At 43.0% G+C, this 23,557-nt stretch carries 18 protein-coding genes and 2 tRNA genes; 5 read left to right on the top strand and 15 right to left on the bottom strand.

Features of this window, described 5'->3' with window-relative positions:
- Positions 1 to 19: 19 nt before the first annotated feature.
- From PPIS_RS04515 to PPIS_RS04445, 15 genes are all read right to left on the bottom strand, one after another.
- Positions 20 to 4,858 carry an NAD-glutamate dehydrogenase gene (locus tag PPIS_RS04515; RefSeq protein WP_010371529.1) on the bottom strand — a complete coding sequence of 1,613 codons (4,839 nt, stop codon included), beginning with the start codon at positions 4,856 to 4,858 and terminating at the stop codon, positions 20 to 22.
- 211 nt (positions 4,859 to 5,069) lie between these two features.
- Positions 5,070 to 7,391, bottom strand: a complete 2,322-nt coding sequence (locus PPIS_RS04510) for an efflux RND transporter permease subunit (RefSeq protein ID WP_010371532.1) — start codon at positions 7,389 to 7,391, stop codon at positions 5,070 to 5,072.
- On the bottom strand, positions 7,391 to 8,392 hold the full coding sequence (locus PPIS_RS04505; protein WP_026345563.1) for a WD40/YVTN/BNR-like repeat-containing protein: 1,002 nt from the start codon (positions 8,390 to 8,392) through the stop codon (positions 7,391 to 7,393). Before PPIS_RS04505 ends, PPIS_RS04510 begins: the two co-directional genes overlap by 1 nt.
- 78 nt (positions 8,393 to 8,470) lie before the next feature.
- Entirely contained in the window at positions 8,471 to 9,838 is a 1,368-nt protein-coding gene (locus PPIS_RS04500) for a DUF1329 domain-containing protein (protein ID WP_010371539.1), read from the bottom strand.
- 11 nt (positions 9,839 to 9,849) lie between these two features.
- A complete protein-coding gene (locus PPIS_RS04495) occupies positions 9,850 to 11,949 on the bottom strand; it encodes a DUF1302 domain-containing protein (protein ID WP_010371542.1) in 2,100 nt (699 codons plus the stop codon).
- Between the two features lie 249 nt (positions 11,950 to 12,198).
- Entirely contained in the window at positions 12,199 to 12,420 is a 222-nt protein-coding gene (locus PPIS_RS04490) for a DUF2835 domain-containing protein (RefSeq protein WP_010371545.1), read from the bottom strand.
- The gene (pepN, locus tag PPIS_RS04485; RefSeq protein WP_010371548.1) at positions 12,421 to 15,006 is read right to left on the bottom strand and encodes an aminopeptidase N; all 2,586 of its coding nucleotides are present in this window, start codon (positions 15,004 to 15,006) and stop codon (positions 12,421 to 12,423) included.
- Positions 15,007 to 15,141: 135 nt separating this feature from the next.
- The gene (gene nhaC, locus PPIS_RS04480) at positions 15,142 to 16,623 is read right to left on the bottom strand and encodes a Na+/H+ antiporter NhaC (protein ID WP_010371552.1); all 1,482 of its coding nucleotides are present in this window, start codon (positions 16,621 to 16,623) and stop codon (positions 15,142 to 15,144) included.
- A 224-nt stretch (positions 16,624 to 16,847) separates the two neighbouring features.
- Positions 16,848 to 18,884 (bottom strand): carboxy terminal-processing peptidase, encoded by a 2,037-nt coding sequence (gene prc, locus PPIS_RS04475; RefSeq protein WP_010371555.1) that lies wholly within the window; start codon positions 18,882 to 18,884, stop codon positions 16,848 to 16,850.
- 10 nt (positions 18,885 to 18,894) lie between these two features.
- Positions 18,895 to 19,545, bottom strand: a complete 651-nt coding sequence (gene proQ / locus PPIS_RS04470) for an RNA chaperone ProQ (protein ID WP_010371556.1) — start codon at positions 19,543 to 19,545, stop codon at positions 18,895 to 18,897.
- A gap of 15 nt (positions 19,546 to 19,560) precedes the next feature.
- Positions 19,561 to 19,839 (bottom strand): hypothetical protein, encoded by a 279-nt coding sequence (locus PPIS_RS04465; protein WP_010371557.1) that lies wholly within the window; start codon positions 19,837 to 19,839, stop codon positions 19,561 to 19,563.
- Positions 19,839 to 20,297 carry a GAF domain-containing protein gene (locus tag PPIS_RS04460; protein WP_010371559.1) on the bottom strand — a complete coding sequence of 153 codons (459 nt, stop codon included), beginning with the start codon at positions 20,295 to 20,297 and terminating at the stop codon, positions 19,839 to 19,841. Before PPIS_RS04460 ends, PPIS_RS04465 begins: the two co-directional genes overlap by 1 nt.
- A 121-nt stretch (positions 20,298 to 20,418) precedes the next feature.
- Positions 20,419 to 20,796, bottom strand: coding sequence for a hypothetical protein (locus tag PPIS_RS04455; RefSeq protein WP_010371562.1), 378 nt, complete (start codon positions 20,794 to 20,796; stop codon positions 20,419 to 20,421).
- 182 nt (positions 20,797 to 20,978) lie between these two features.
- Positions 20,979 to 21,069, bottom strand: a tRNA-Ser gene (locus tag PPIS_RS04450).
- A gap of 42 nt (positions 21,070 to 21,111) precedes the next feature.
- Positions 21,112 to 21,202 (bottom strand) — tRNA-Ser (locus PPIS_RS04445).
- A 297-nt stretch (positions 21,203 to 21,499) separates the two neighbouring features.
- Here PPIS_RS04445 and PPIS_RS04440 point away from each other — a divergent pair.
- From PPIS_RS04440 to PPIS_RS04420, 5 genes are read left to right on the top strand one after another with little or no spacing between them, the layout of a single operon-like run.
- Positions 21,500 to 22,165 (top strand): Bax inhibitor-1/YccA family protein, encoded by a 666-nt coding sequence (locus PPIS_RS04440; protein ID WP_010371565.1) that lies wholly within the window; start codon positions 21,500 to 21,502, stop codon positions 22,163 to 22,165.
- A 54-nt stretch (positions 22,166 to 22,219) separates the two neighbouring features.
- Positions 22,220 to 22,573 carry a sulfurtransferase complex subunit TusD gene (gene tusD / locus PPIS_RS04435; protein ID WP_019647356.1) on the top strand — a complete coding sequence of 118 codons (354 nt, stop codon included), beginning with the start codon at positions 22,220 to 22,222 and terminating at the stop codon, positions 22,571 to 22,573.
- A complete protein-coding gene (locus PPIS_RS04430) occupies positions 22,570 to 22,929 on the top strand; it encodes a DsrE family protein (protein WP_010371570.1) in 360 nt (119 codons plus the stop codon). Before tusD ends, PPIS_RS04430 begins: the two co-directional genes overlap by 4 nt.
- A complete protein-coding gene (locus tag PPIS_RS04425) occupies positions 22,926 to 23,180 on the top strand; it encodes a hypothetical protein (protein WP_010371573.1) in 255 nt (84 codons plus the stop codon). The genes PPIS_RS04430 and PPIS_RS04425 overlap by 4 nt, the downstream gene beginning before the upstream one ends.
- Before the next feature lie 5 nt (positions 23,181 to 23,185).
- Entirely contained in the window at positions 23,186 to 23,515 is a 330-nt protein-coding gene (locus tag PPIS_RS04420) for a TusE/DsrC/DsvC family sulfur relay protein (RefSeq protein ID WP_010371575.1), read from the top strand.
- The last annotated feature ends 42 nt before the right edge of the window (positions 23,516 to 23,557 follow it).

The following is a 23,557-nucleotide window of genomic DNA, read 5'->3' as shown; positions in this document are numbered from 1 at the left end:
TATTGTAGCGATTTCTAGATTATTTGGAAGTATCGCAGTTATGGCTTAGTAACATTAGCTCACGAAGTGCAACTGAGAACTTAGCAAAGTCATGACTTTGCGACGTCTTAAACTCAGTTAGCATTTGCTGCCAACGGTGTAGTAAGCCTGCTTGCTTATCCATCCACTGTTCAATCTGTTCATTGATATCACTGTCATCACCAGCAAAGCTGTTTAACACAACCTCTGACAACGAACGCTGTTGCCAATCCAGCTCTTCACGATATGAAGCACGAGCAAGCGCCTGCCAATGGTTTGCAACAGGTTGAGCCGTGATTTGGTCAAGGAACCAATGTAGGCCCATGTTTGCACCAAGCGTGAAGTAGGTATTAGACACAACACCGATCTTACGACCTGAGCTATGTGCAACTTCCGCTAAGTCCATGACAGAGAACAAGCTTGAAAGTGACACGATACGCAGTGCAATCTCAGCTGGCACACCTTGAGATTCAAGGTCACGTGCTTTATCAACGATCTGCTCGCTTTCATTTGCAACCATGTAGTTGTGTAGATTTGCACTTAAGTCTTTAAATGTAGGTGCAAAGAACGCGATGGTTTGCTCGATAGTTTGAGACTTGTCACGGTGACGCAAGAACCAACGCGTTGCACGGCGAACCGTACGACGTAATTGATATAGCATTTCCGTTTGAACTGCCGCTGGGATCTTATTATCTAGCGCAGAAATCGCTGACCACGTTTCCTTCATTTCAAAGATTGCACTTGCAATTGAGTAGCAAATCGCAATTTCTGCATCCGTTGCACCTGTCTCTTCGTGCATACGAACCATGAAGTTTAGACCCATATCGTTAACGATATTGTTTGCAAGTTTCGTTGCAATGATCTCTTTACGTAGCGGGTGATTATCCATCGCAGCATTGAAGCGCTCGCGCAGCGGTGCTGGGAACGAGTTCACTAGCAACTGACGGTAGTATGGATTTTCTGAGATCTCATCAACAACTAATGTCTCTTTTAATACCATCTTAGAGTAAGAAACCAATACAGATAGCTCAGGACGCGTTAGGTCTTTACCTGCCGCCGCACGCTCTGCTAGCTCTTCATCAGTTGGTAAGAATTCGATTGCACGATTTAGCTTGCCGTCTTTTTCAAGTGCATGGATAAAGCGTACTTTCTCTTTCAGCGTCGCTGGACCTTTAGACTTAGTAACCGACAACGTGTGCGTTTGACGGTAACAATCTTTCAGTACCAATTCTGATACTTCATCAGTCATTGAATACAGTAATTCGTTACGCTGCTTATTCGTCAATTCACCTTCAGCAACTAGGCCGTTAAGTAGGATCTTGATATTAACTTCATTATCCGAACAGGCAACACCACCTACGTTGTCGATAAAGTCAGTGTTGATACGACCGCCGTTTGAAGCAAACTCGATACGACCCAGCTGAGTAGCACCTAAGTTACCACCTTCACCAAAGATCTTCGCACCAAGCTCACCACCGTTGATACGTAGCGCGTCGTTTGCACGGTCGCCTACTTCAGCGTCAGTTTCAGATTTAGACTTGATGTAAGTACCGATACCACCATTCCACAGCAAATCAACTGGCATCTTCAACAATGCTTTGATCAACTCGTTGGGTGTCATGCTCGATTTCTTAGTGCCTATCATCTTCTTCATTTCAGCGCTTAGCGTAATTGCTTTCGCTGCACGAGAGAAAATACCACCGCCCTCAGAAATTAGATCCTTATTATAATCTTCCCAGTTTGAACGTGGCAGATTAAATAGACGCTCACGCTCTACATACGAGCTTGCCGCATCTGGGTTTGGATCGATAAAGATGTGCATGTGGTTGAATGCCGCTTGTAAACGAATGTGCTTAGATAGCAGCATTCCGTTACCAAATACGTCACCACCCATGTCACCTATACCAACCGCTGTGAAATCAGTTGTTTGACAGTCAACGTCCATTTCACGGAAGTGACGCTTAACCGATTCCCAACCGCCTTTAGCAGTAATACCCATCTTCTTGTGGTCGTAACCAACTGAACCACCTGACGCGAAAGCGTCACCAAGCCAGAAGTTATAAGACTCAGCGATACCATTTGCGATATCAGAGAAAGTCGCAGTCCCTTTGTCCGCTGCAACAACTAGGTATGGGTCGTCTTCGTCGTGACGTACAACATCCACTGGTGGCACAATGTCACCATGTACGATGTTATCTGTGATGTCTAGTAGACCACGGATGAAGATCTTGTAACACTCTTGGCCTTCTTTGAAGAACGCTTCACGTTCAGTTGGAAGTTGTTTACAAACAAAGCCGCCTTTAGAACCTACAGGTACGATAACCGTATTCTTAACCTGCTGTGCTTTAACCAGGCCAAGTACTTCTGTACGGAAATCTTCACGACGGTCTGACCAACGTAGACCACCACGAGCTACTTTACCACCACGTAAGTGAACACCTTCTACGCGTGGAGAGTAAACGAAGATTTCAAACGCTGGTAATGGCAATGGCATATCTGGCACTGCGCTTGGCTGGATCTTGAATGACGTGTACGACTTATTCGTGCCATCAGCTTCTTTTTGATAGAAGTTAGTACGCAGCGTTGCATTGATCATATCAACGTACAAACGAATGATACGGTCATCATCTAAGTTCGCTACATTTTCAAGCTCTAAGTAGATAGCATCAACAACCTTCTGAAGCGCCTTTTCAGTAGCAACTTTCTTCGGTGCAAACTTCTTCACGAATAGATCAACGATCATCGCTGCAATGTGCGGGTAGCGGTCAAATGTATTCTCAATGTAAGACTGCGAGAACGTCACACCAATTTGGCGCATGTATTTAGCATATGCGCGCAGGATAGATGCTTCACGACCAGTTAGACCACCTAATAACACTAAACGGTTGAAACCATCGTTTTCTAGACGGTTATTCCACACATTGGTCAATGCCGCACGGAAACGTGCTGATACTTTGTCAAAATCAGTGATCCCTTTGCTGTCGATAAGCATAGAGAAATCCATGATCCAGTTTACTTGACCATCAGTCGTCTTCACCGCGTATGGTGTTTCACCAATAACACGTAGGCCAAAGTTCTCAAGCATTGGCATCACGTCTGATAAGTGAATAGGCTCTGCTTTATGGAACAAGCTCAAACGAACAAGCTGTGACGTTGCTTCTTCTTGAGGTCTGTAGAATAGCATCTCAAGTTTGTTGTCGTCGTTTAGTTGCTCTAGCTTTTCGATGTCTACGACTGCTGCGCTTGGCAATACTTGGTCTTTATAAGCAGACTGGAAGGCATTCGTGTATTTACGGTTTAACTCGTTACCACGAGACTCACCCGTTCTTTCAAGAAGTGCAGATTGTAACTTGTCTTCCCAAGTACGAGCGGCTTCTACCAAGTTATTTTCGATTTCTTTCACGTTGTAATCTATGTTGTTGTCATCAACACGCACGATATAATGCGTACGCGCAAGTGTTGATTCAGAGAAAAAGGTGGTGAACTCTACTTTGTCGCTAGACTTAAATGCACGGCCTAGCAGCTGTTGAGTTTCACGGCGTAACGCTGTGTTGTATCGCTCTCTTGGCACATAAACCATACAAGAGAAGAAACGACCATACACATCCTTACGCACAAATAGGCGACACATGTCACGTTCTTGAGTTTGTAGAACGCCCATTGCCACTTCAAGTAGCTCGCTTTCGCGTGCCTGTACTAACTCATCACGAGGGTAGGTTTCAAGAATATTGAGTACCGCCTTGTATGCATGTGTGCCTTTAGCAAAGTCACATTGCTCCATGATACGGTTAATTTTACTCTTAAGTACCGGAACATCTACCGCACTGTTGTTGTAGAAGCTAGACGAGAACAAACCAATGAAACGGTCTTCACCAATCACGTTACCTTCATCATCAAAACGCTTGATACCAACATAGTCGATATACGCTGGTCTATGAACGCGTGAAAGTGAGTTTGTCTTGGTTAAGATCAACAAGTTGTTACTGCGTGCTTCTTTGCGCGCAACTTCAGGCAGTTCAGACAATAAACGGCTGTGATCGTCACCTGAGTTTTTCATTAGTCCGAGACTTGTGCCTTCAACTGGCTTCAGTTCATAGTCACCTTGAACTGGTGTCAAATCATATTGGCGGTAGCCCATAAAGGTAAAGTTGTCGCTAACCAGCCAGTCTAAAAACTCGACGGCTTCAGCAACTTCTTCTTTTGAACAACTATAATGACGGGTCGGCAGCTCTTTACTTACGCTCACCAATTTATCGCGAATTGGTAGCCAATCAGCAACCGCAACAGAAACATCATTTAAGACAGATTCAAGCTCAGCTGTAAAATCAGCGATCACCGAATCATCTGTTTGCCTGTCGATTTCGATAAAGAATACGGTCTTAGTAGACGTAGATTCTTGTTCTGCTTTTAAGTTAGAAACTGCGGTGATTGCACCTGCATCATTTCTTTGTAACTTAAGTGGAGAATGAAGTAATAGGTGAGAGACTATGTTTTTGCGATTCATCGCCATGCGCACTGAATCAACCAAAAACGGCATATCTTTAGCGATTATCTCGACAATCGTATGCGATGATTGCCATCCATCCTTTGCAACCTCAGGATTAAAAACGCGAATGACGGCATCGTCAGACTTGTTTTTATCAAGGGCATTCCAAAGGCTCAATGCTGCGCCGTATAAGTCACTGTCGTTACGATGTGCCAAATCCTCTTTAGACATATTGCTGTACAAGGTTTTGGCAAACGTTTCGACAAGTGACACTTTGTCAGCATGGACTTTTTTATGGATAAGCTTGCAGACGTTATCTAGGATAACAGAAGCTGTGCCTTCATTTTGTGTCATTATGTGTTCCTTAATCTATACCACCTTTGAACGGTAGATTATTTGTACAGCCATTTATTAGCGTGGAGTCAGGTAAATTCTAACCTTTCTGACGCTAATAAACAGCCTTTTTGACGAAAACATTTCAAGCTTTTCAGCTGTTTGCTCATCTATTCACAAAAAATAGATATAAATCGCCAATACCAAATAAAAAGGAGCACAATTATTCACATTATTTTTTCTGGTCAGACCAGACAAGCGTTCCAATTGCCGGTAAAAGCAGCACAGCACCCAGCATATTTACCAAGAACATGAAGGTTAAAAGGATACCCATATCAACCTGGAACTTAAGCGCAGAGAAAATCCATGTGCTTACCCCAATCGCCAATGTGATACCAGTAAACAGTACCGCACTGCCTCGTTCAGCAAGCGCATTTCGGTAGGCAACCGACAATGGCATACCTTGCTTAAGCTGTCCCATCATAGAGGATAGAATATAAATGCCGTAATCGACACCTATTCCCACACCCAAAGCAATTACCGGTAGCGTGGATACCGTTAAACCGATTTCAAGCTGCACCATAAGCGCCTGCGCCAGCGTTGATACCACATATAAAGGTAGTACCACTGCGATAGTCGCTCGCACGCTCCTAAAGCTCGCTAGGCACAACAGGATCACCGCGCCGTACACGTAGATCATCATAGGAACCTGCGCCTCGGAAACGGATTCATTTGTTGCCGCCATCACACCGATTGGACCTGATGCTAATTTAAAGGCAACGTCATCAGTTCCCTCTTCTTCTGAGAACGCTTTGATTTTTGCAATCACATGGTCGATAGATTCGGCCTTATGATCTGCCATAAAGATGATAATAGGCATCACCGAACAATCACCGTTAAGTAGCCCAGAGCTGGTCTCCACTCGAGAGGTAGCTTGAACTAGAGAAGCGGTATTTCTTGGTAACGTCTGCCACTTTAAGTTACCTTCGTTGTACCCAGCATTAACCGCTTGTGCAACGGAGCTTAAAGAAACAGCCGATTGTACACTCGGTAAGTTTTCTACTCGCCATTGGAAGCGACTAATACGCTCCATTGTATCGTGCTCAGTACAAGCCGCAGGTGTCGCTTCTACAATTACCTTTAAGATATCAGAAGAAATGGCATAACGGTCTGAGATAAGGAAAGTGTCTTGGTTGTATCTGGCATCTTCATGTAGCGCCGGTGCACCAGCATGTAAATCACCAATACGCATTTTTTCAGATTGCCAGTAGCCAAATGCGAATAGTACTGCACTGATAAGTAAAATCACTCTGGCCACTTTTTTGTCTGTGGTTTTCACCAAGGCCTCTCGCATTGCCTCAAACATACCATGGCTGGCGTTTTTACCATCACCAAGTCGCTTAATATTTGCAGACTCAAAGAACGATGCCATCACAGGAAGCAGTACCAAGTTGGTAAAGATAATAACCGCAACCCCTAAACTGGCAGTAATAGCAAGTTCACGAATAATGCCGATGTCGATTGCCAGTAAGGTTAAGAAACCAACGGTGTCCGAAAGTAGAGCAATGCCGCCTGGGATAAGTAATGCTTTAAAGCTCGCTTCAGCTGCCACTTTGCAGCTTACCCCTTCCGCTACTTTTTTACCTATCGCGTTGATCATTTGCACACCGTGACTCACACCAATAGCGAACACTAAGAAAGGCACCAAAATAGACATAGGGTCAACACCAAAACCCAAAGTACTGAGTAAGCCCATCTGCCAAATCACAGCAATAAATGAACAAACAATCGGAAGCAGCGTAAGCTTAAAGCTCTTACAGAACATCCAGACCATAATAAAGGTAAAAGCAATTGCTAACGCAAAGAAAAGCACTACACCTTTCGCACCATCAGCAATGTCACCGGCCATTTTCGCAAAGCCAATAATATGTATGCTCACGTTATCAGTGCTCAGTGGCGCTCGGATCTCAGATTCTAGTTTTTGCGCAAAGGCTAAGGTATCAAGCTTTTCTTGAGTTTGCGGATCGGTTTCCATTAGCTGAGCGGTTACCATGGCACAAGAATAATCGCTTGCAACCATACGACCCACAACTTTTGCTTTCTCAATATTCTGCTTTACAACCGCTAGACCTTGTTCGGTAGGTTGAAAATTAGCGGGAATAATGGGTCCACCGGCAAAGCCGTCCTCTACCACCTCAACGAACCTCGCACTGGGTGCAAAAATTGAATTCACCAGTGGACGATTAACACCAGGGATAAAATAAAGCTGATCATGCACAGCCTTTAGCTGAGTGAAAAATGGCTCATTAAAGATGTCACCACCTTTATCACAAACAGAAATAAGAATACTATTTGCACCACCAAACTGTTTTTCGTGCTTCAAGTACACTTTCATGTATTCATGATTTAATGGAATATTTTTGTTAAATGACGCGTCGAGCTGAATTTGTGTAGCTTTGAAGCCCAAAAATATCGTCGTCAGTACGAAAAAAGACGCGACGGTAATACGGTGCCTAAAGATGGCGTATACCAATTGATTTAAAAACGCTTGCATTAGTTTTTCACCTCTACCTCAGCAATCCCCTGCTCCGTCGCTAGAATTAGCTGATTCTTTTTAACCACGCCTGCTAAAATAGAGTGGCCGTTTTTTAGTTGTTTTGAGGTTAGCTTACCTGCTTTCAACGTGAATATTACACCGCTGTTAGCAAACATATAGGTCACATTATCTTTGTGAGCAATACTATTTATTGTCGCCGTTTTTTGAGTATCAAGTTGCACGACTTGCTGTGCATTGCCAATAAATGCGTTGCCCCTAAGGCCTGCAACAATAAGTTGGTTATCTGAGGTTTGATCAACAGCAAAAAATGAACCGCGATAAAAAGGCTCAAATTTTTGCCATGTTTTTCCTAAGTCATCACTTTGTGCCACAAGTCCCATTTCACCGGCAAGGTACATCATGCCTTCGGCGATTAACAGGCGATTAAAGTGAGGGAGAATAAACGCCGTTTCTTGTTCGTATGCCGCGGGGTCTTGCTCTTTTAAATCGGCTAAGTAGTCGACATCATCGGGGTGAACAAATTCACTGATAAAACGTTTTGTCCAAGACTCACCACCATCAGTGGTTTCAAAAAACATGCCATAAGCACCCACAGCAAAGCCGTGTTGTTGGTCAATAAACTCAATATCAAGACAAGGCTTTTCCAATGTTGGTAGATATTGTTTTAGCGCCCATGTTTTACCACCGTCTGTGGTTTTGATTATGCTGGCGTCGTGGCCACAAGCCCAACCAATATCTTTACCTTTGAAAGTCACAGAGGTTAACAGTGATTGAATTGGCACCTCTGCCTGCGTCCAGTTTTGCCCTTCTTGTTTAATAATTATTGTGCCGTGTTTACCTACCGCAATTAACGCATCACCGTTATCTGTAATATCTGTGAAAAGCGTTTGCTCTGGGTGAGCGACCATCAGGGCTGATTTTGCTGAGATCTGATCACTACTTTCAGCTACTGCTACATGCGCCATAGTTAAAATCGAGGCTGCTACTAACTTCTTCATCATGAGAAAACACTCGAGTTGTGAGAGGAAAGGAGGAAGAAGGCTGAAGCGAGGTTGCTTCAGCCTGATAATATTTGATTAACGGCGACCCTCACGGCGCAAAGCACCCTGAGTAAACTCGTTATCGTTGAAAGACTGACTGAAGTCGTACATGTCTTCTTCGTTATCTAACCCAATCGCAAGGTAGCGACGAGAGTTTAGATCATGATAGACATCCAACGTACTCCAATGTGTCGGCACTTCGTAGTGATTAAGACCATGTGCCATCGCAACGCGATACATCTGGTCACGGTTATCATAGATATCCGTTACGTGGATTTGCCAGCTATCTTCATCAATATAGAACACACGCTTTTTGTAAATATGGCGAGTACCTTCTTTCAGGTTAGCTTCAACTACCCATACGCGGTGCTTTTCATATCGTACATGTTCTGGGTTAATATGACCGGCCATCAAAATATCATCATACTTCAGCTTGTCGCTATGTAGTTTGTAACTGTTGTAAGGGATATACATCTCTTTTTTGCCAACAAGTTTCCAATCATAACGGTTTGGAGAGCCGTTAAACATATCAAAGTCATCTGTTGTACGTAAGCTATCTGACGCAGTTCCTGGTGCATCATATGCAACGTTTGGCGCACGTCTTACACGACGCTGGCCTGCGTTATAGGTCCAAGCCTGACGAGGTGTCAAAATTTGGTCCATGGTTTCATGCACAAGCAATGCAGTTCCAGCAAGACGTGCAGGTTCTGTCACTTGCTGCTTAAACTTAAACAGGATATTTGACTCTTGCAACGCTTCAGGGGTTGCGTCTGTTGCAGAGTACTTAACCAATAGTTGCTCATCGAAACCGATAATGTTGTAAGCCCCTGACTCCGTAGGCATCGCTTGACCGCCGAAACGTGCAATCGACAAGCCACGGAAACGCAATAGGTGGTTCCAGATAGCTTCTAAGCCATCTTTTGGCACCGGAAACGGAATACCGATAGCAGTATTTTTAATGCCGTTACCACCTTCGATCAGCTCTGCTGTAGATGCGTATTTCTTTGTCGCATCATACACAAACTGCGGATAAGACGCGCTGCGTCTAGTTGGGTAGATGTTCATTTTGAACGTTTCTGGATACGTTTCAAATAACGCAATTTGACCAGGACTTAACAATGACTTGTATTTATCTAAATTTGATTTATCAATCGTGAACAATACTTTGTCATCAGCAAATGGATCTGGATGGTGCATGCCCACTTCATAACCAGCTGGAGGCGCAGTGATCCCACCATTCCAAGCAGGAATACTGCCATCAGCATTACCCGCTTTCTCTGCACCGATAGGTGTCAAGTCTTTACCTAAACGTGCAACTTCGTCAGCGCTCATCTTCGCCATAGCGCTACTGGCAGACAGCATTGTAATTATTGTTGCTGCGATAAATGTAGGTTTTCTAAACATATCGAAAGCCCTTAAATTGAATACTTAATGTTGAATGAGATGAAATCACGGTCCGCAAAGGTATTCGTCTTACCACCACCCCAAAACGTGTTATAGCCAAAATCAAATGACCACGAATTTAGGTAGTTAAAGTTTAGATTAATGCCTAGCGATTTACGATCCTCAATGAACAAGAACATAGGATCCGGGGTGATACCGTTAACATCATGTGAGAACACTACGCGTGGAGAAAAATTCACACCACTGAATAGATTGTTATACTCACCCTTAGCAATAAGGCGATAGCCCCATGCAGAAGCCGATGGGAATGGGTTGGTCTCTGGACCGTTTGAAACCGCTTGGTGGATAAGATTGTAATCTCGGCCAGAAAGCCCCTCAATCGTGCCACTTCGGCCAGTACCTGAAACATTCAAACGAAGCTCATCGTACTCTGGCATGTCTTTGATGGTAACAGCACCGACTTCACCAACCACTGCCCAGCTATCTGCGCCTAGCGATGGTCCGAACAAATGCGTTGCAGTAAACTGTGCTTGAATAGTGTCTCGCAAAATATAACCTTGCGCGACTTCACCAGGACCCACATAAGCGATATCGTCACCTTGACTAAGCTGAGATAAACCAGCCAAATCATCACGCAGACCCGCAGCGGCCAACTGCTCAACCATACCTGCGTAAAGTAGTTCAACGTCATCTATCTGCAGTGGTTCATCTTGTCTATATGCCACTTCACCAGCAAATGCGGTTTCACCAATCGCAGTATTAAAACTTAAGCCATACAGTTTGATGTCTTCTGGGTAGGTAATTTGCGCTTGAGTAAAGGCATTTAGGTTAGTGACATTGTCTGCTGTAATTTGATTTTGTGCGATGTAAGCTAAATCCGCCATTATCGCTTGCTGTGTAAAATTAGATGCTTTACCAGAAATCAAAGGTCTACGGCTGTGGTAATTAATGTAATACAAACCAAATTCAGTGTCGTTTAGCTCTGGAGAGAAAATACCTAAGCGTAAACCGTACTGACCACCATCACCAGGTTCGCTCTTACCGTTATTCCCTTTTCCTTTAAGCGCCACTTTAGTCGGATAAGCCATATACATGGACGCTGCAGCGCTGCCAACAGCTTGTGCTGTTGGTACTACGCCTTGAGCAACCAATGCGGCCGTTGCATCAGCATATAAGCTGTTTAACGCATCCGTTAGGTGATACAGATCGATATCAGGGTTTGAGGTAAAACCAAGTTGTACATTTTGCATATAACCATTTTCAGATGCAAAATCATTGGTTGAGAAGTAACTACCCGTTGCTGGCAACCTTGTTTCATGCCATTGATATTGGTAGAAGCCCTCTAGGTTTACATTCTCAGATAACACCACCGACGCCCAAAGCATACCTACAGGGATAAAGGCTTCTTTTACTTCAGAGCCAGGTGCTTTCAAACGGTCAATATCCACTGGGTTGACGTTAATGCCATGGGAAATAAGCGTACTTTCACCCCAGTTAACTACTTGTTGACCTAAACGCACAGAGAGCGGGTTTTTACCATCATTGAGGTCAAAATCCGCCCAAACAAATGCATCTAGCAAGCGTAAATCAGAACAGACTTGTTTTTTGGTATCGTCGTCTTCACACGGGTCAACTTTTTTGCCTGAAACAGGGTTGCTATACGCAAAATCACCATCTTCCATCGCAAAGTCATAGAAATACATGAAACGAGTGAATAAACCATAGTTATCTTTGGTAATTGCTAAATCATGGGTACCTTTTAACAACTGAGAGAAAGTATCTCCAGAGTCAAAATTTAGGTTACCAGCATCACCATTATTTGAATAGGCCCCCTGTTGTGACCAGATCTGTGACGAAGAATAGATGGTATTGCCAGTGGTTGCTTTATAACCATCCCAGTTAAACTGAGGATGATTACTTTTACCGATGAAATCAAAGTTACGATCTTCAACGCGAATGCTTTGACCATAAGAAAAAGTCGAATCGAAGGTAATTTCGAAATCACCAACCTCAAAACTGGCCGCGTGTACTGACGTGGCGGCAGCTCCCATTACTGCCGCACTAAGACCGAGCATGATTTTGTTTTTCACAAAGAGCGATCTTTTTATCATTATTTCTCCCCCTTTTGGCGGGTCATGTCTAGAGCTTAAGCTCTTAGAGTTATTGTTTTTTGTTGTCTAAACGATAGAAGCGAAACCGCGAAAATACAAATACTGCTCAACTAAATCAACGCTTTTTCGCCTCTAGGGGCGTATTTTACTCTTGGTAAGACGTCCTACCAGATAATTTATAACACGTATTTCAAGCTTATAACAAACTCATTTAACAAAAATAAAATATGTTTTGCAGTTCTACTTCGATTAAGTGACTTTTTCTAACGATAGAAACTTATTGCTATCATCCAAGGTGAGACGGAATCTCCCCCTGATCCCAATTGATGAAATAAAGGGGCGAATATGCTCTGCGGGGAAGCGAATACTCTTCCCCCCATCTTCAATCACTTGCACTGAAGTATAGTGCCCGTAGTAGTAACCGAGGCACTTGTCGTAGCTCAAATCCATGTAAAAGAAGTACTCTTTCATCTACTGCGCTAGCGCCTTCTCTACCTTCTCATATAAGTCGTCGCTTAAGCCTTCTAAGTTAGCCAAACGATTCAACTGTGCCCGCATCAGTTGTTGGCGCGTTTCATCATAACGCTTCCATGACATGAACGGCGTAATCATACGAGACGCATTTTGTGGATTGATACTGTTTAGTTCCACTAATAGGTCTCCCAATAACGCATAGCCCTTACCATCTGTACGATGGAATTGCGCAGGGTTACTTCTTGCGAAGCTTCCTATCAATGCGCGAACACGGTTGGGATTACCCTTGTCAAAACAAGGATGCGCATAAAGCGTATTTATATCCGATATCACCTCATCATTAGATAAGCTTGCACTTAATGCAAACCATTTGTCCATGACTAGACTATCGTGACGCCATTGGCTATCGAATTGACTGAACAAACTTTCCATCTTTGTGTGCTGCGCGGCGACAGCTGCTTTTAGTGATGCCAACTTAGTGGTCATATTGCTTGAAGAAAATTGATTATCTAGCGCGCTGTCCACACTATCAGAGTCTGTTTTCGCTAAGTAATAAAGCGCTTTATTTTTAAAGGCTCTGATCGCGACATCCTTTGCTTCCAATGAGCCTGAGTCTTGCAAAGACAAATAAGCGTGTTCAAACACCGATTGCAGTGATTGCGCAATTTGCATTTCAAATGCATCGGAAATTGAAACGAGTTTGTCTACTGGGATAATTTCAAATTGACTGGCTAGCGTGTCAAACGTTGGTAAAGTCAATAACTCAGCCAGTAGCGCAAGGTCTCCTTCTAATGTTTCCACTAATGAGGACAACGCGCCGAGGAGTTTTGGATCCAGTTTGAAATCACCTGACGTAACCGCTCGTTTAACTTCAATCATAAAGATTTGCTGCATTGCTTCCCAGCGAGCGTAATCACTGCGCGCAAAACGCAATATGTGTAGTAACTCATCAATGGAATAGCTGTACTCCATAAGCACAGGTGCTGAGAAATCTTCTAGCAATACAGGAACCGGTTTACTTACAACTTGCTCAAATTCAAACCGCTGTTCAAATTCAGTAATATCTAACGCCCGTTGTATTTCACCGTGCTTTGTTAGCAACGGGATGCTTTCACCTTGCTCATCCAAAAGCTCTAGCTTAAAAGGAATATGCAGTGGCGCTTTTACAGGGTCGCAATCGGCATGGCTTTGGCTCACCGTAATTGCGTATATTTGTGCCTGTTCGTCATACTCTGTAGCCACTTTTACTCTTGGCGTGCCGAATTGCTCATACCATAGTTTAAATTGCGTTAAATCAACACCAGAAGCATCCATCATTGCATTAACGAAATCATCGCACGTCACAGCTTGTCCATCGTGACGCTCAAAGTAGAGCTTCATCCCTTTTTGGAAGTTTGCTTCCCCCAATAAGGTATGCATCATACGGATCACTTCAGCGCCTTTATTATAAACAGTAACGGTATAGAAGTTATTCATTTCAATAACTTGCTGTGGCCTTATTGGGTGTGCCATTGGCCCTGCATCTTCCGCAAACTGATGTGTACGCATCGCCATTACTGCATCGATACGGTTTAGGCCTCGAGAACCTAGATCACTGCTAAACTCCTGATCTCTAAATACGGTTAGGCCTTCTTTTAAACTAAGCTGAAACCAATCTCGACAAGTAACCCGGTTCCCAGTCCAATTATGGAAGTATTCATGTCCAACTATCGATTCAATGGTGTGAAAGTCTCGGTCTGTCGCAGTCTCTTGGCTTGCCAAGACACAGGCACTATTAAAAACATTTAGTCCCTTGTTTTCCATTGCCCCCATATTGAAAAAATCAACCGCGACAATCATGTATATATCGAGATCGTATTCCAAATCAAACCTTGACTCATCCCACTCCATGGCCTTTTTTAGTGACGTCATAGCATGGGGAGCTTTATGTAAATTGCCTTTATCGACAAATAGCGCCAACTTCACCTCTCTACCCGACTTAGTGCTGTAGTTGTCTTCTAATACGTCAAAATCGCCGGCAACCAAGGCAAACAAGTAGCTCGGTTTTTTGTGCGGATCGTGCCATTTTGCAAAATGTCTGCCGTCACTTAAGCTCCCTTCTTCAACTTTATTGCCATTTGATAATAAGTAACGATACTTTGATTCACCGATGACCGTCACCGTATAAGTCGTCAGTACATCAGGTCTATCCATAAAGTAGGTGATTTTTCTAAAACCTTCCGCTTCACATTGCGTGCAGTAAGCGCCATCAGAGAGGTATAAGCCTTCAAGTGAGGTGTTTGTTTGCGGCGAAATTTTAGTGACAATTTTAAGCTCAAAGGCCTCAGGCAAGTTAGAAAGAATCAATTCAGAGTCAGATTTTTCAAGGCTTTGCCACTCTTCACCATTTACCTGACAAGATGCTAACTCTAAGTCGACACCATCCAATATTAATTGTGTCGCATTGCTCACAGCGACAAACTGACTTACGGCAGTCACTATGGTATTTCTTGGGCTTAACTCAAAGGTCAAGCAAAGCGTATCAACGGTATGGCTTGGTGTAAGGTAATCTTTAAGAAATTTGGCTTGTGGTTTTTGAGTCATATATAGTCCTTACAAAAACGCCCCATAAAGGGGCGAGTGATAAAACAAATTTGCTATCGCCAATGCTAAGGATAGGCGTTTAATTTCTATTTGACCTGTTGGAAAAGGCCTGATCAAGATTGCAAATGTGCTATTTTACGCTTGCCCTGCTTTCTCATTCGGTTCTTCCGCGTTTACCGTTGGTGGCGTAATTTTAAGGATCTTGATACCAAGATACGCGTAGATAACCGCCAGCACAGGATTGATCAAGTTAAAGAATGCGTACATGGCATAATCAAACGGATTGATCAGTAGTACACTTTGCATATATGCGCCACAGGTGTTCCAAGGGATCAGTGGACTGGTGATTGTGCCACCGTCTTCCAGCGTGCGAGAGAGGTTTACACTCTTCAAACCGCGCTTTTTATATTCTTCTTTGAACATACGACCAGGAACAACAATCGCGATGTACTGATCCGCGGCAACTAGATTTGTACCAATACAAGTTGCAATAGTCGAGGCAATTAGTGAGCCCGTGCTTTTTGCAATTTTAAGAATGCTGCGTACGAAGACATCAAGTAAACCAGTTTTTTCCATAATGGCGCCAAACATCAATGCCGTCATCACCAGCCAAGTTGTCGTTAGCATTGATGACATGCCACCGCCACTTAACAAGTCGTCCATTTTTGCATCGCCTGTTTGCAACGCAAAACCATCAAAGAAAGTCGCCCACACCAGTTTCACATAGCCCACTAACTCACCTTGGCTAGCATCAATTTGACTTGCAATAAGATCACCTTGGAACAGTACAGCCCATATCGCCCCCATCACCGCGCCGATTGAAATCGCCGGAAAAGCAGGCATCTTCTTGATAGCAAGCCCAAGCAGCACCAGTAAAGGAACTAGCATTAACAGGTTAATGTTGAAATTAGTTTGAAGTATCGAAACAATTTCATCTATTCGCCCCGCCTCGCTTGACGCTTCAGCATTAAAGCCCATGACAATAAATATAATAAGTGCGATTACAAAGCTAGGTACAGTGGTCCAAAGCATATGCTGAATATGATCAAATAAATCACTACCAGCGACTGCAGGCGCTAAGTTTGTGGTTTCAGACAATGGGCTTAACTTATCACCAAAATAAGCACCTGAAATAACTGCACCCGCTGTCACGACTTGATCTAAGCCAAGCCCCGTCGCCACACCTAGTAGAGCGACACCTATTGTTGCGGCCGTCGTCCATGAGCTACCTATACTCATCGCCACAATCCCACAAATCAAACAACTCGCGGCATAAAACCAACTTGGATTGATAATTTGTAGTCCGTAATAAATCAGTGTTGGGACCGTGCCAGACAGCAGCCAAGTACCTATTAAGGCACCCACCATCAATAAAATAATAATGGCGCCAAGAGAGATAGTTATCCCCTTTATCATCGCTTCTTCAAGCGTCTTCCACGTAAAACCATTTTTTAGGCCGACGAGCGCCGCTGTGAATGTTGCAAAAAGCAAGGCTATTTGGTTTGGACCTGATGATGAACTGTCACCATAGAGGTACACCGCAGCACCAAGCAAAGCGACCAACAAAGTGATCGGAATAAGAGCGTCAATAAATGACGGCTGTTTTTGTTGTTTCAAAAGGAATACTCCTACGCACGACGACCCATGCTTATAATTATTTTATTTGCAGTATACCGTTTTGAGCCGTTTTGAGTAGCTAGGTTGCCAGTGGTCGAGCCACGCACCATTCTCAAAAAGCCTCAAAAGAGTATCAGCTTAGAAAATCTGGCAGATGATAACAAAATTTGTAAAGTAAAAGTAAGTGTAAAAGGCATAATAAAAGGCGCTTGAAGCGCCTTTTATTATTTATTAACTTCGTTTTTGGCTATCCGCCCGTATGAAATTAGGTCCTGCGTGATAAGCGCAGCCTCTTCAAGGTAAGGGTCTAACTCCGAAATAACCTCTGGTGCATCATCCAAATCTTTAACCGGCTCTAAACCGAGACGTTTCAACCTTTCATTAGTGCGTTTCAATACCAGATCATCGCGTTCTTCACGCTCCTTGATACGCTCGGCTTCAACTAATGAAATCGCCTTATCATCTTTGCGCGCTTTGTATTCTTCAATATCTTTATAAATATATTCGAATTCTGGCTCTGCTTTTACTCGCTCATCATGGCGCTTACTCAAGTATTGAATAGTTGGCGACAAGTTATCTAGACTCGCATATTTTGCACGAACAATACTATCCCAAGGCAGTGCATTATCTTCTTGGCTCTCTCCCCACTCCTCAGGATTGATTGCCGACGGTAGCAAGATATCAGGGATCACGCCTTTATGTTGCGTACTGCCACCATCAATACGGTAAAACTTCGCAATAGTGTAAGTTACACTCCCCAAAGGATTTTCGAATAAATCGTAGTTTTTACCGAGGCCACGATGTTGTTGCACGGTGCCTTTACCAAAGGTTTGCTCACCAATCACCACTGCTCGACCATAATCCTGCATCGCGGCAGCAAAAATCTCAGATGCCGACGCACTGTAGCGGTCAACTAAAACGGTCAAAGGTCCATCGTAGAAGGTAATGCCATCTCTATCTTGTTGACTTTCAACACGGTTATAAGCGGTATGGATCTGAACAACTGGACCTTGGTCAAAGAATAAACCGGATAGCTGGGTCGCTTCGTAAAGCGAGCCACCACCATTTTGGCGAAGGTCAATGATAACCCCATCTACTTTGGCTTCTTTAAGTTTAGCGATTTCAGTTTTTACATCTTGAGAAAGATTATTGTAAAAACTCGGGATTTCTATCACGCCTATTTTGCTTTGTAGCTCAGAATATTTGGCTTCAAAGACAGAAGACTTAACTGCGCGGTCTTCCAATTTTACTTTGTCACGAACAATTTCAACGACTTTGGGCGTACCGTGACTATCAGTACCTTTAAGGTATTGAAGTCGAACCTTGGTTCCCTTAGGGCCTTTGATGAGATCGACCACATCATCTAAACGCCAGCCGATAACGTCTACAAATTCTTTATCATCTTGTGCTACGCCGATGATTTTGTCGTCCGGCTTAAGCTTTTCGGTTTTGTCCGCAGGGCCGCCTGGAACTAAACTTCGGATCACAGTGTAATCTTCATCGTAACTTAATACCGCACCAATACCTTCCAGCTCTAAGTCCATATCCATTTTGAACTGTTCAGCTCGGCGTGGCGAGAGATAGGAAGTGTGCGCTTCAATACTACGTGCGAACGCATTCATGATTACTTGAAATGCATCTTCACTGTTCGTTTGGACTAGGCGTTTTTGCGCGTTTTTGTAGCGCTTGGTAAGGACTTCTTTGGTCTCTTCCCAATTTTTGCCGGTCAATTTTAAGCGCAGCGCATCAGATTTAACGCGCTGGCGCCAATATTCGTCAAGTTCGCTTGTCGCGGTTGCATAACTTTGCTCTTCTCTATCAAAAATGAACTCATCTTTTTTGTCAAAGTTCATTTCTTTGTCGAGTAAGCCAATGGCAAAATCATAGCGCTCAAAGCGACGCTTCATGCTTAGATTAAACATATCATAAGCAAAACCCAGTTTTCCTGAGATCAATGCATCATCAAATTGCTTACGATATTGTTGAAAACTATCGATATCCGACTGTAGAAGCAAAGACTTATTAAAGTCGATGGCTTCTACGTACCTATCGAAAATTTTATCCGATAAGCTGTCATCAAAACTGAAGCGTTTGTAGTGTTGTCGAGTAAATAGGTTAGTCACTCGTTTACTAGCCGTTGTGTGTTGCGCTTCAGGTTTAAGAACCGGCAAGTCCTTAATAGTGACTGTGCTTGTTGAGGCTAAAGTAACACTCGATACGAACGCGGCGACTAGGGAAATGAGTGGTAACTTTTTACTCATATACAACTCCTTACTGGATATATAGGCTATCTGCTTTAGTTTTAACTTGCATTCCTGTTACAAGCTCTACGTGCACTTCATCATTTTTGACTTCAGTGATAGTAGCGTTTACAAGCGCTTGACCAAGTTTAACTTTAACTTTGTTATTAACCTTGACCTGTTCAGCCGGTAAAGGTTCAACTTTACCACTGCGCTTTGGTTTAACTTCAGCAGGTTTATTACTCATTTTAGGGCGTTTTTGGTCTTGACGATCCCTAGAGTGAGGTTTCTTTTTGTAAGATTTTGTTTCGCCATCGCGATTGTTTGGACGCTGTGGCTTTTTACGCTTAGCCATTTTTGCACGGCTCTCGGTCAATGCTTTTTCTGCGTGTTCAACGTGCTCTTGTTCAACCTTTTCTGCTTGATTGCCGTCTAGGTCTACACGAAACTCGTTCTTCGTGACTGCTTCGAGATAACGCCAGTTTGAAGTGTATTTACGAAGTGCTTGACGAACTTGAGTTTTACTGACTTTGTCAGACCCCTCAATACGCTCAGCGATATCTTTGAAAATACCAACCTTTAATGGCTTAATCCCTTCCTTTTGCTTGAAGCAGTTAGGAAATTCTGAAAATAAGAAGTCTAATACTTCATTTGTGTCTTTTAGCTTGTTTGTGGTTTCCATTTTTAAACCTATTAATTACATCTGCTCATCGAGCGACGAGTTTATATAGTGTGTAACCCAGTCAATTAGCTCTTCTATATCTGCTTCAAGAAGCGCTAAATCACCGCGAAGATGTTCCCAAATACCTTCTATGAGCCTATCTATTGTGTCACAGTCTAAATCTTCGGGAAGCAAATCCCATGCGTGATGAATAAGTTCATTTAAGCGTTCTGCAACAACTTCTTCTTCACCTTCCCAATCACCAACATCGGCGTAGGAAAACAAATAATCTTGTACCTGAAGCATATCTTTCATTAAAGCGTTTCCTCAAACGCTTTAACTAACGCTTCTAATCCGATCTTATCCTGCTCGTCAAATCTTGCCAGACTAGGACTGTCAATGTCTAGCACGGCAATCACTTTATTATCTTTAAAAACAGGGATCACAATTTCTGAATTTGATGCTGCATCGCAAGCAATGTGGCCAGCAAACGCATGAACATCCTCAACCAATTGCGTTTCACAAGTTGCAGCAGCTGTACCACACACCCCTTTACCAACAGGAATTCGAATGCAGGCAGGGTTGCCTTGGAATGGCCCAAGAACCAACTCTTCAGCGCTATCCATAAGATAAAAGCCTGCCCAGTTGATATCTTCAAGAGTTGTAAATAAAAGCGCACTCAAGTTTGCCATATTGGCAATCACATTGTGTTCACCACTGATTAGCCCTTGAGCTTGTTTAACTAAAGTCTGATAAAAGTCTTGCTTTTGCATTACCATCAAATTCACGAATTGAACGACAAAAGCTAAAGGTACTCTTTCGGAGAAATAATTAAAACCTTTTCGACTGAAAAAGTATTAATTATCTGTAAAACTGACACTGCTCGGTTAATTATCACTCAGTTTTACGATGACCTGCCCGTAAACCAAACAAGAATAGCCCCGCGGCGAGCATTGACATTAAGGCGTTAACAATAAAACCGACACCCGATTGTGCAGCGAAAAGATAGCTAAATACCGCACCACCAAGTAAGCCTAGTGTTAACAAACCACCATATTGCACCTTGTTGTACCTAAACATAAGGATATATCCGGGAACAACGAATAGACACATTGCAAGACCAACGATGTATGCGTTAGAAATTGCGCTGAGTAGTAAGTTAAAGAACATCTCACTGCGACCGAGTGTAAAGCTGTAGTAAATCCCAAGCACACCGCCCACAATTAACGGTGATAATAAAGAGAACCCAACCCCTTTGCCAACTTGTTTCATATTCAACACTCTCTACACTTATTATTCATTCAACACTATTGAGTATTGTGCAAGCAGTGCCTCGGCACTAGCCGACTTTGGTCTAATAGGTATTTTTATCGAGAGTATATCGGTGAAATCGCAAGATGGGAGATTTCTGATATCAGAAACAAAAAAGCCCTCAAATATGAGGGCTTTAAATGTGGCGGAGAGATAGGGATTTGAACCCTAGATACGCTATTAACGTATGCCGGTTTTCAAGACCGGTGCTTTCAACCACTCAGCCATCTCTCCAAAACCTATAATCCACGCTTTCAAGCATGAATCTAAAATAAGTGGCGGAGAGATAGGGATTTGAACCCTAGATACGCTATTAACGTATGCCGGTTTTCAAGACCGGTGCTTTCAACCACTCAGCCATCTCTCCGCAGCGGGGCGAATAATAGAGAATCCCCATGCGCTTGTGAAGCTTTTTTTTCAATTATTTGATCGTTTGCGTAAAATTTGGCTCAATCGTCTAAGAACCAGCCAAAATTATGCGTGTTTTTGATATTTCAGCGAACTTTTGAAAATATTCAAAGTCTTACGTATTGAGTAACAATTACCGTAGAGACCCAATTAACGACAGATATTGATCCAGAAATCATTGCCCCAACATATAACAATTGATACTCTTATCTCAGTTATTTTTGGGATCAGCATGTTTTATTAAGGAGCTTGAATCATGGCATTCAATCATTCATACAACACTGCAAAACCTGTCATGTCGACAATGGAAACAAACAAAGTGTTGAAAAACACTTACTTCCTATTGGCAATGACATTAGCGTTCAGTGCAGTAACAGCCGCAATTTCAATGACAATGGCATTACCAGCGTTTACCGGTATTGTTTGTTCATTAGTTGCATTTGGTTTGCTATTTGTTATCGGTAAAAAAGCAAACTCATCTTCTGCTATCGGTCTTGTATTCTTATTTACTGGTATTTTAGGTTTCGGCCTTGGGCCTATGCTTAATCACTATGCTGCACTACCAAATGGTGGCATGTTGATAGTACAAGCTCTTGGCACAACAGCGTTAATTTTCTTCGGTTTATCAGCTTATGCACTAACCACGAAAAAAGACTTTTCGTTTATGGGCGGCTTTTTAACGGTTGGTTTAATCGTCGTTATTATCTCAAGCCTAGTAAACTTGTTCATTGGATCGAGCATCGCGTTTATGGCAATTAATGCGGCAGTCGTGTTATTAATGTCTGGCTTTATCCTTTATGATACAAGCCGAATTATCAACGGCGGCGAGACAAACTACGTGCTTGCAACTGTGAGCTTGTATTTAAGTATTTATAACTTATTTACCAGTATCCTTGCCCTTTTAGGCGCGTCGGATGACTAACTCAGAATTTCTGATAAAATAAGCCCCATTACGGGGCTTTTTTATGAGTAAAATTTGAGTCAAATAGCCATATCAGTGCACTTTGGCGTAGCTGCACAGTCAAAGTTAACTATACTAGAACGGTATGTCGATGCCGCTATTAAAAGTGACCATCAAATCGCGTGTATCTTTCTATACCAAGATGGTGTTTATCACGCTAGTCAAAATATCGTACACGCTTCCGACGAATTGCAAGTCAACGCGATTTGGCAACGCATCAAAGATAAAGGGATCCCTCTGTTGCTGTGTGTCACCGCTGCGGAAAAGCGCGGCGTTAGCATCGAAGACGTTAGCCCTTTCACCGTTGCAGGCCTTGCGGAGTTTGCCATGATCTCGAGTAAGTCTGATAAGTGGATGCAGTTTAAATGAGTAAAAACGTGTTAATTATTTCTCAAACCAGTCCATTTGACCAAAATAGCCTGAAAGAAGCGCTCGATGTCGCACTAATCTATGCAGCGATTGATCAACAAGTAAGTTGGCTTTTTACCGGTTCTGCTGTGCTATCGCTCCAGAAAACCCTCAATGCTCCACTACTGGGTTTAAAAGATATGTTTAAGCAATTAAAAACTCTGGAAATTTATGATGTCGAGCGGGTTTATGCCTGTCAGTCAGCGATGGAGGAGTTTAACATATCGCCACACTCCCTTGCAGTTGCTACTGAAATCAAAAATCAACATGAAATCCTTGCGTTAATCAAACAACATGACTTTGTGGTGACACTATGAGTACGCTACATATTATTTCTAGTATTGAAGCATGCGATCAGCTGCAGTTTGTATCCCATCAAGACACAATTTTATTGTGTAATGATGGCTGCTTTGGGCAAACGCGTATCTCAGCTGGAGATGCAAATGTGGTGATGCTGCAAACCTGCGCCAGTGCCAGAAGCATTGTCCCAGAAGCCGGAGTAAAGCTTATTTCTGACAAAGATTGGGTTGAGCTGACCATTACTATGAACAATTCAATTACTTGGTAATCATCATGCTAGAATTTAACAACCAAACTATCGAGACAGATAAACAAGGCTATTTGCTAGATCATACTCAATGGACTAAAGATTTAGCACCACTTCTAGCCGCGGAAGAAAACATTGAGCTTTCAGATTCACATTGGGAAGTCATTGAGTTTGTGAGAAATTTTTATCTCGAATACAACACCAGCCCTGCGATCCGCATGCTGGTAAAGGCAATGGCTAAAGCACTAGGCGAGGATAAAGGTAATAGCATCTATTTATATAAGTTATTTCCAAAAGGCCCAGCCAAACAAGCAACAAAAATAGCAGGATTGCCAAAACCCGCCAAGTGTATTTAACCTGAACTTCGGATAATTAATGCCTTTCTAGCAGCCAGTTTT

The organism is Pseudoalteromonas piscicida (genome assembly GCF_000238315.3).
Taxonomy (GTDB): Bacteria; Pseudomonadota; Gammaproteobacteria; order Enterobacterales; family Alteromonadaceae; genus Pseudoalteromonas; species Pseudoalteromonas piscicida.
The sequence above is the reverse complement of the archived record's forward strand: the minus strand, read 5'-3'. Positions and strand labels throughout refer to the sequence as shown.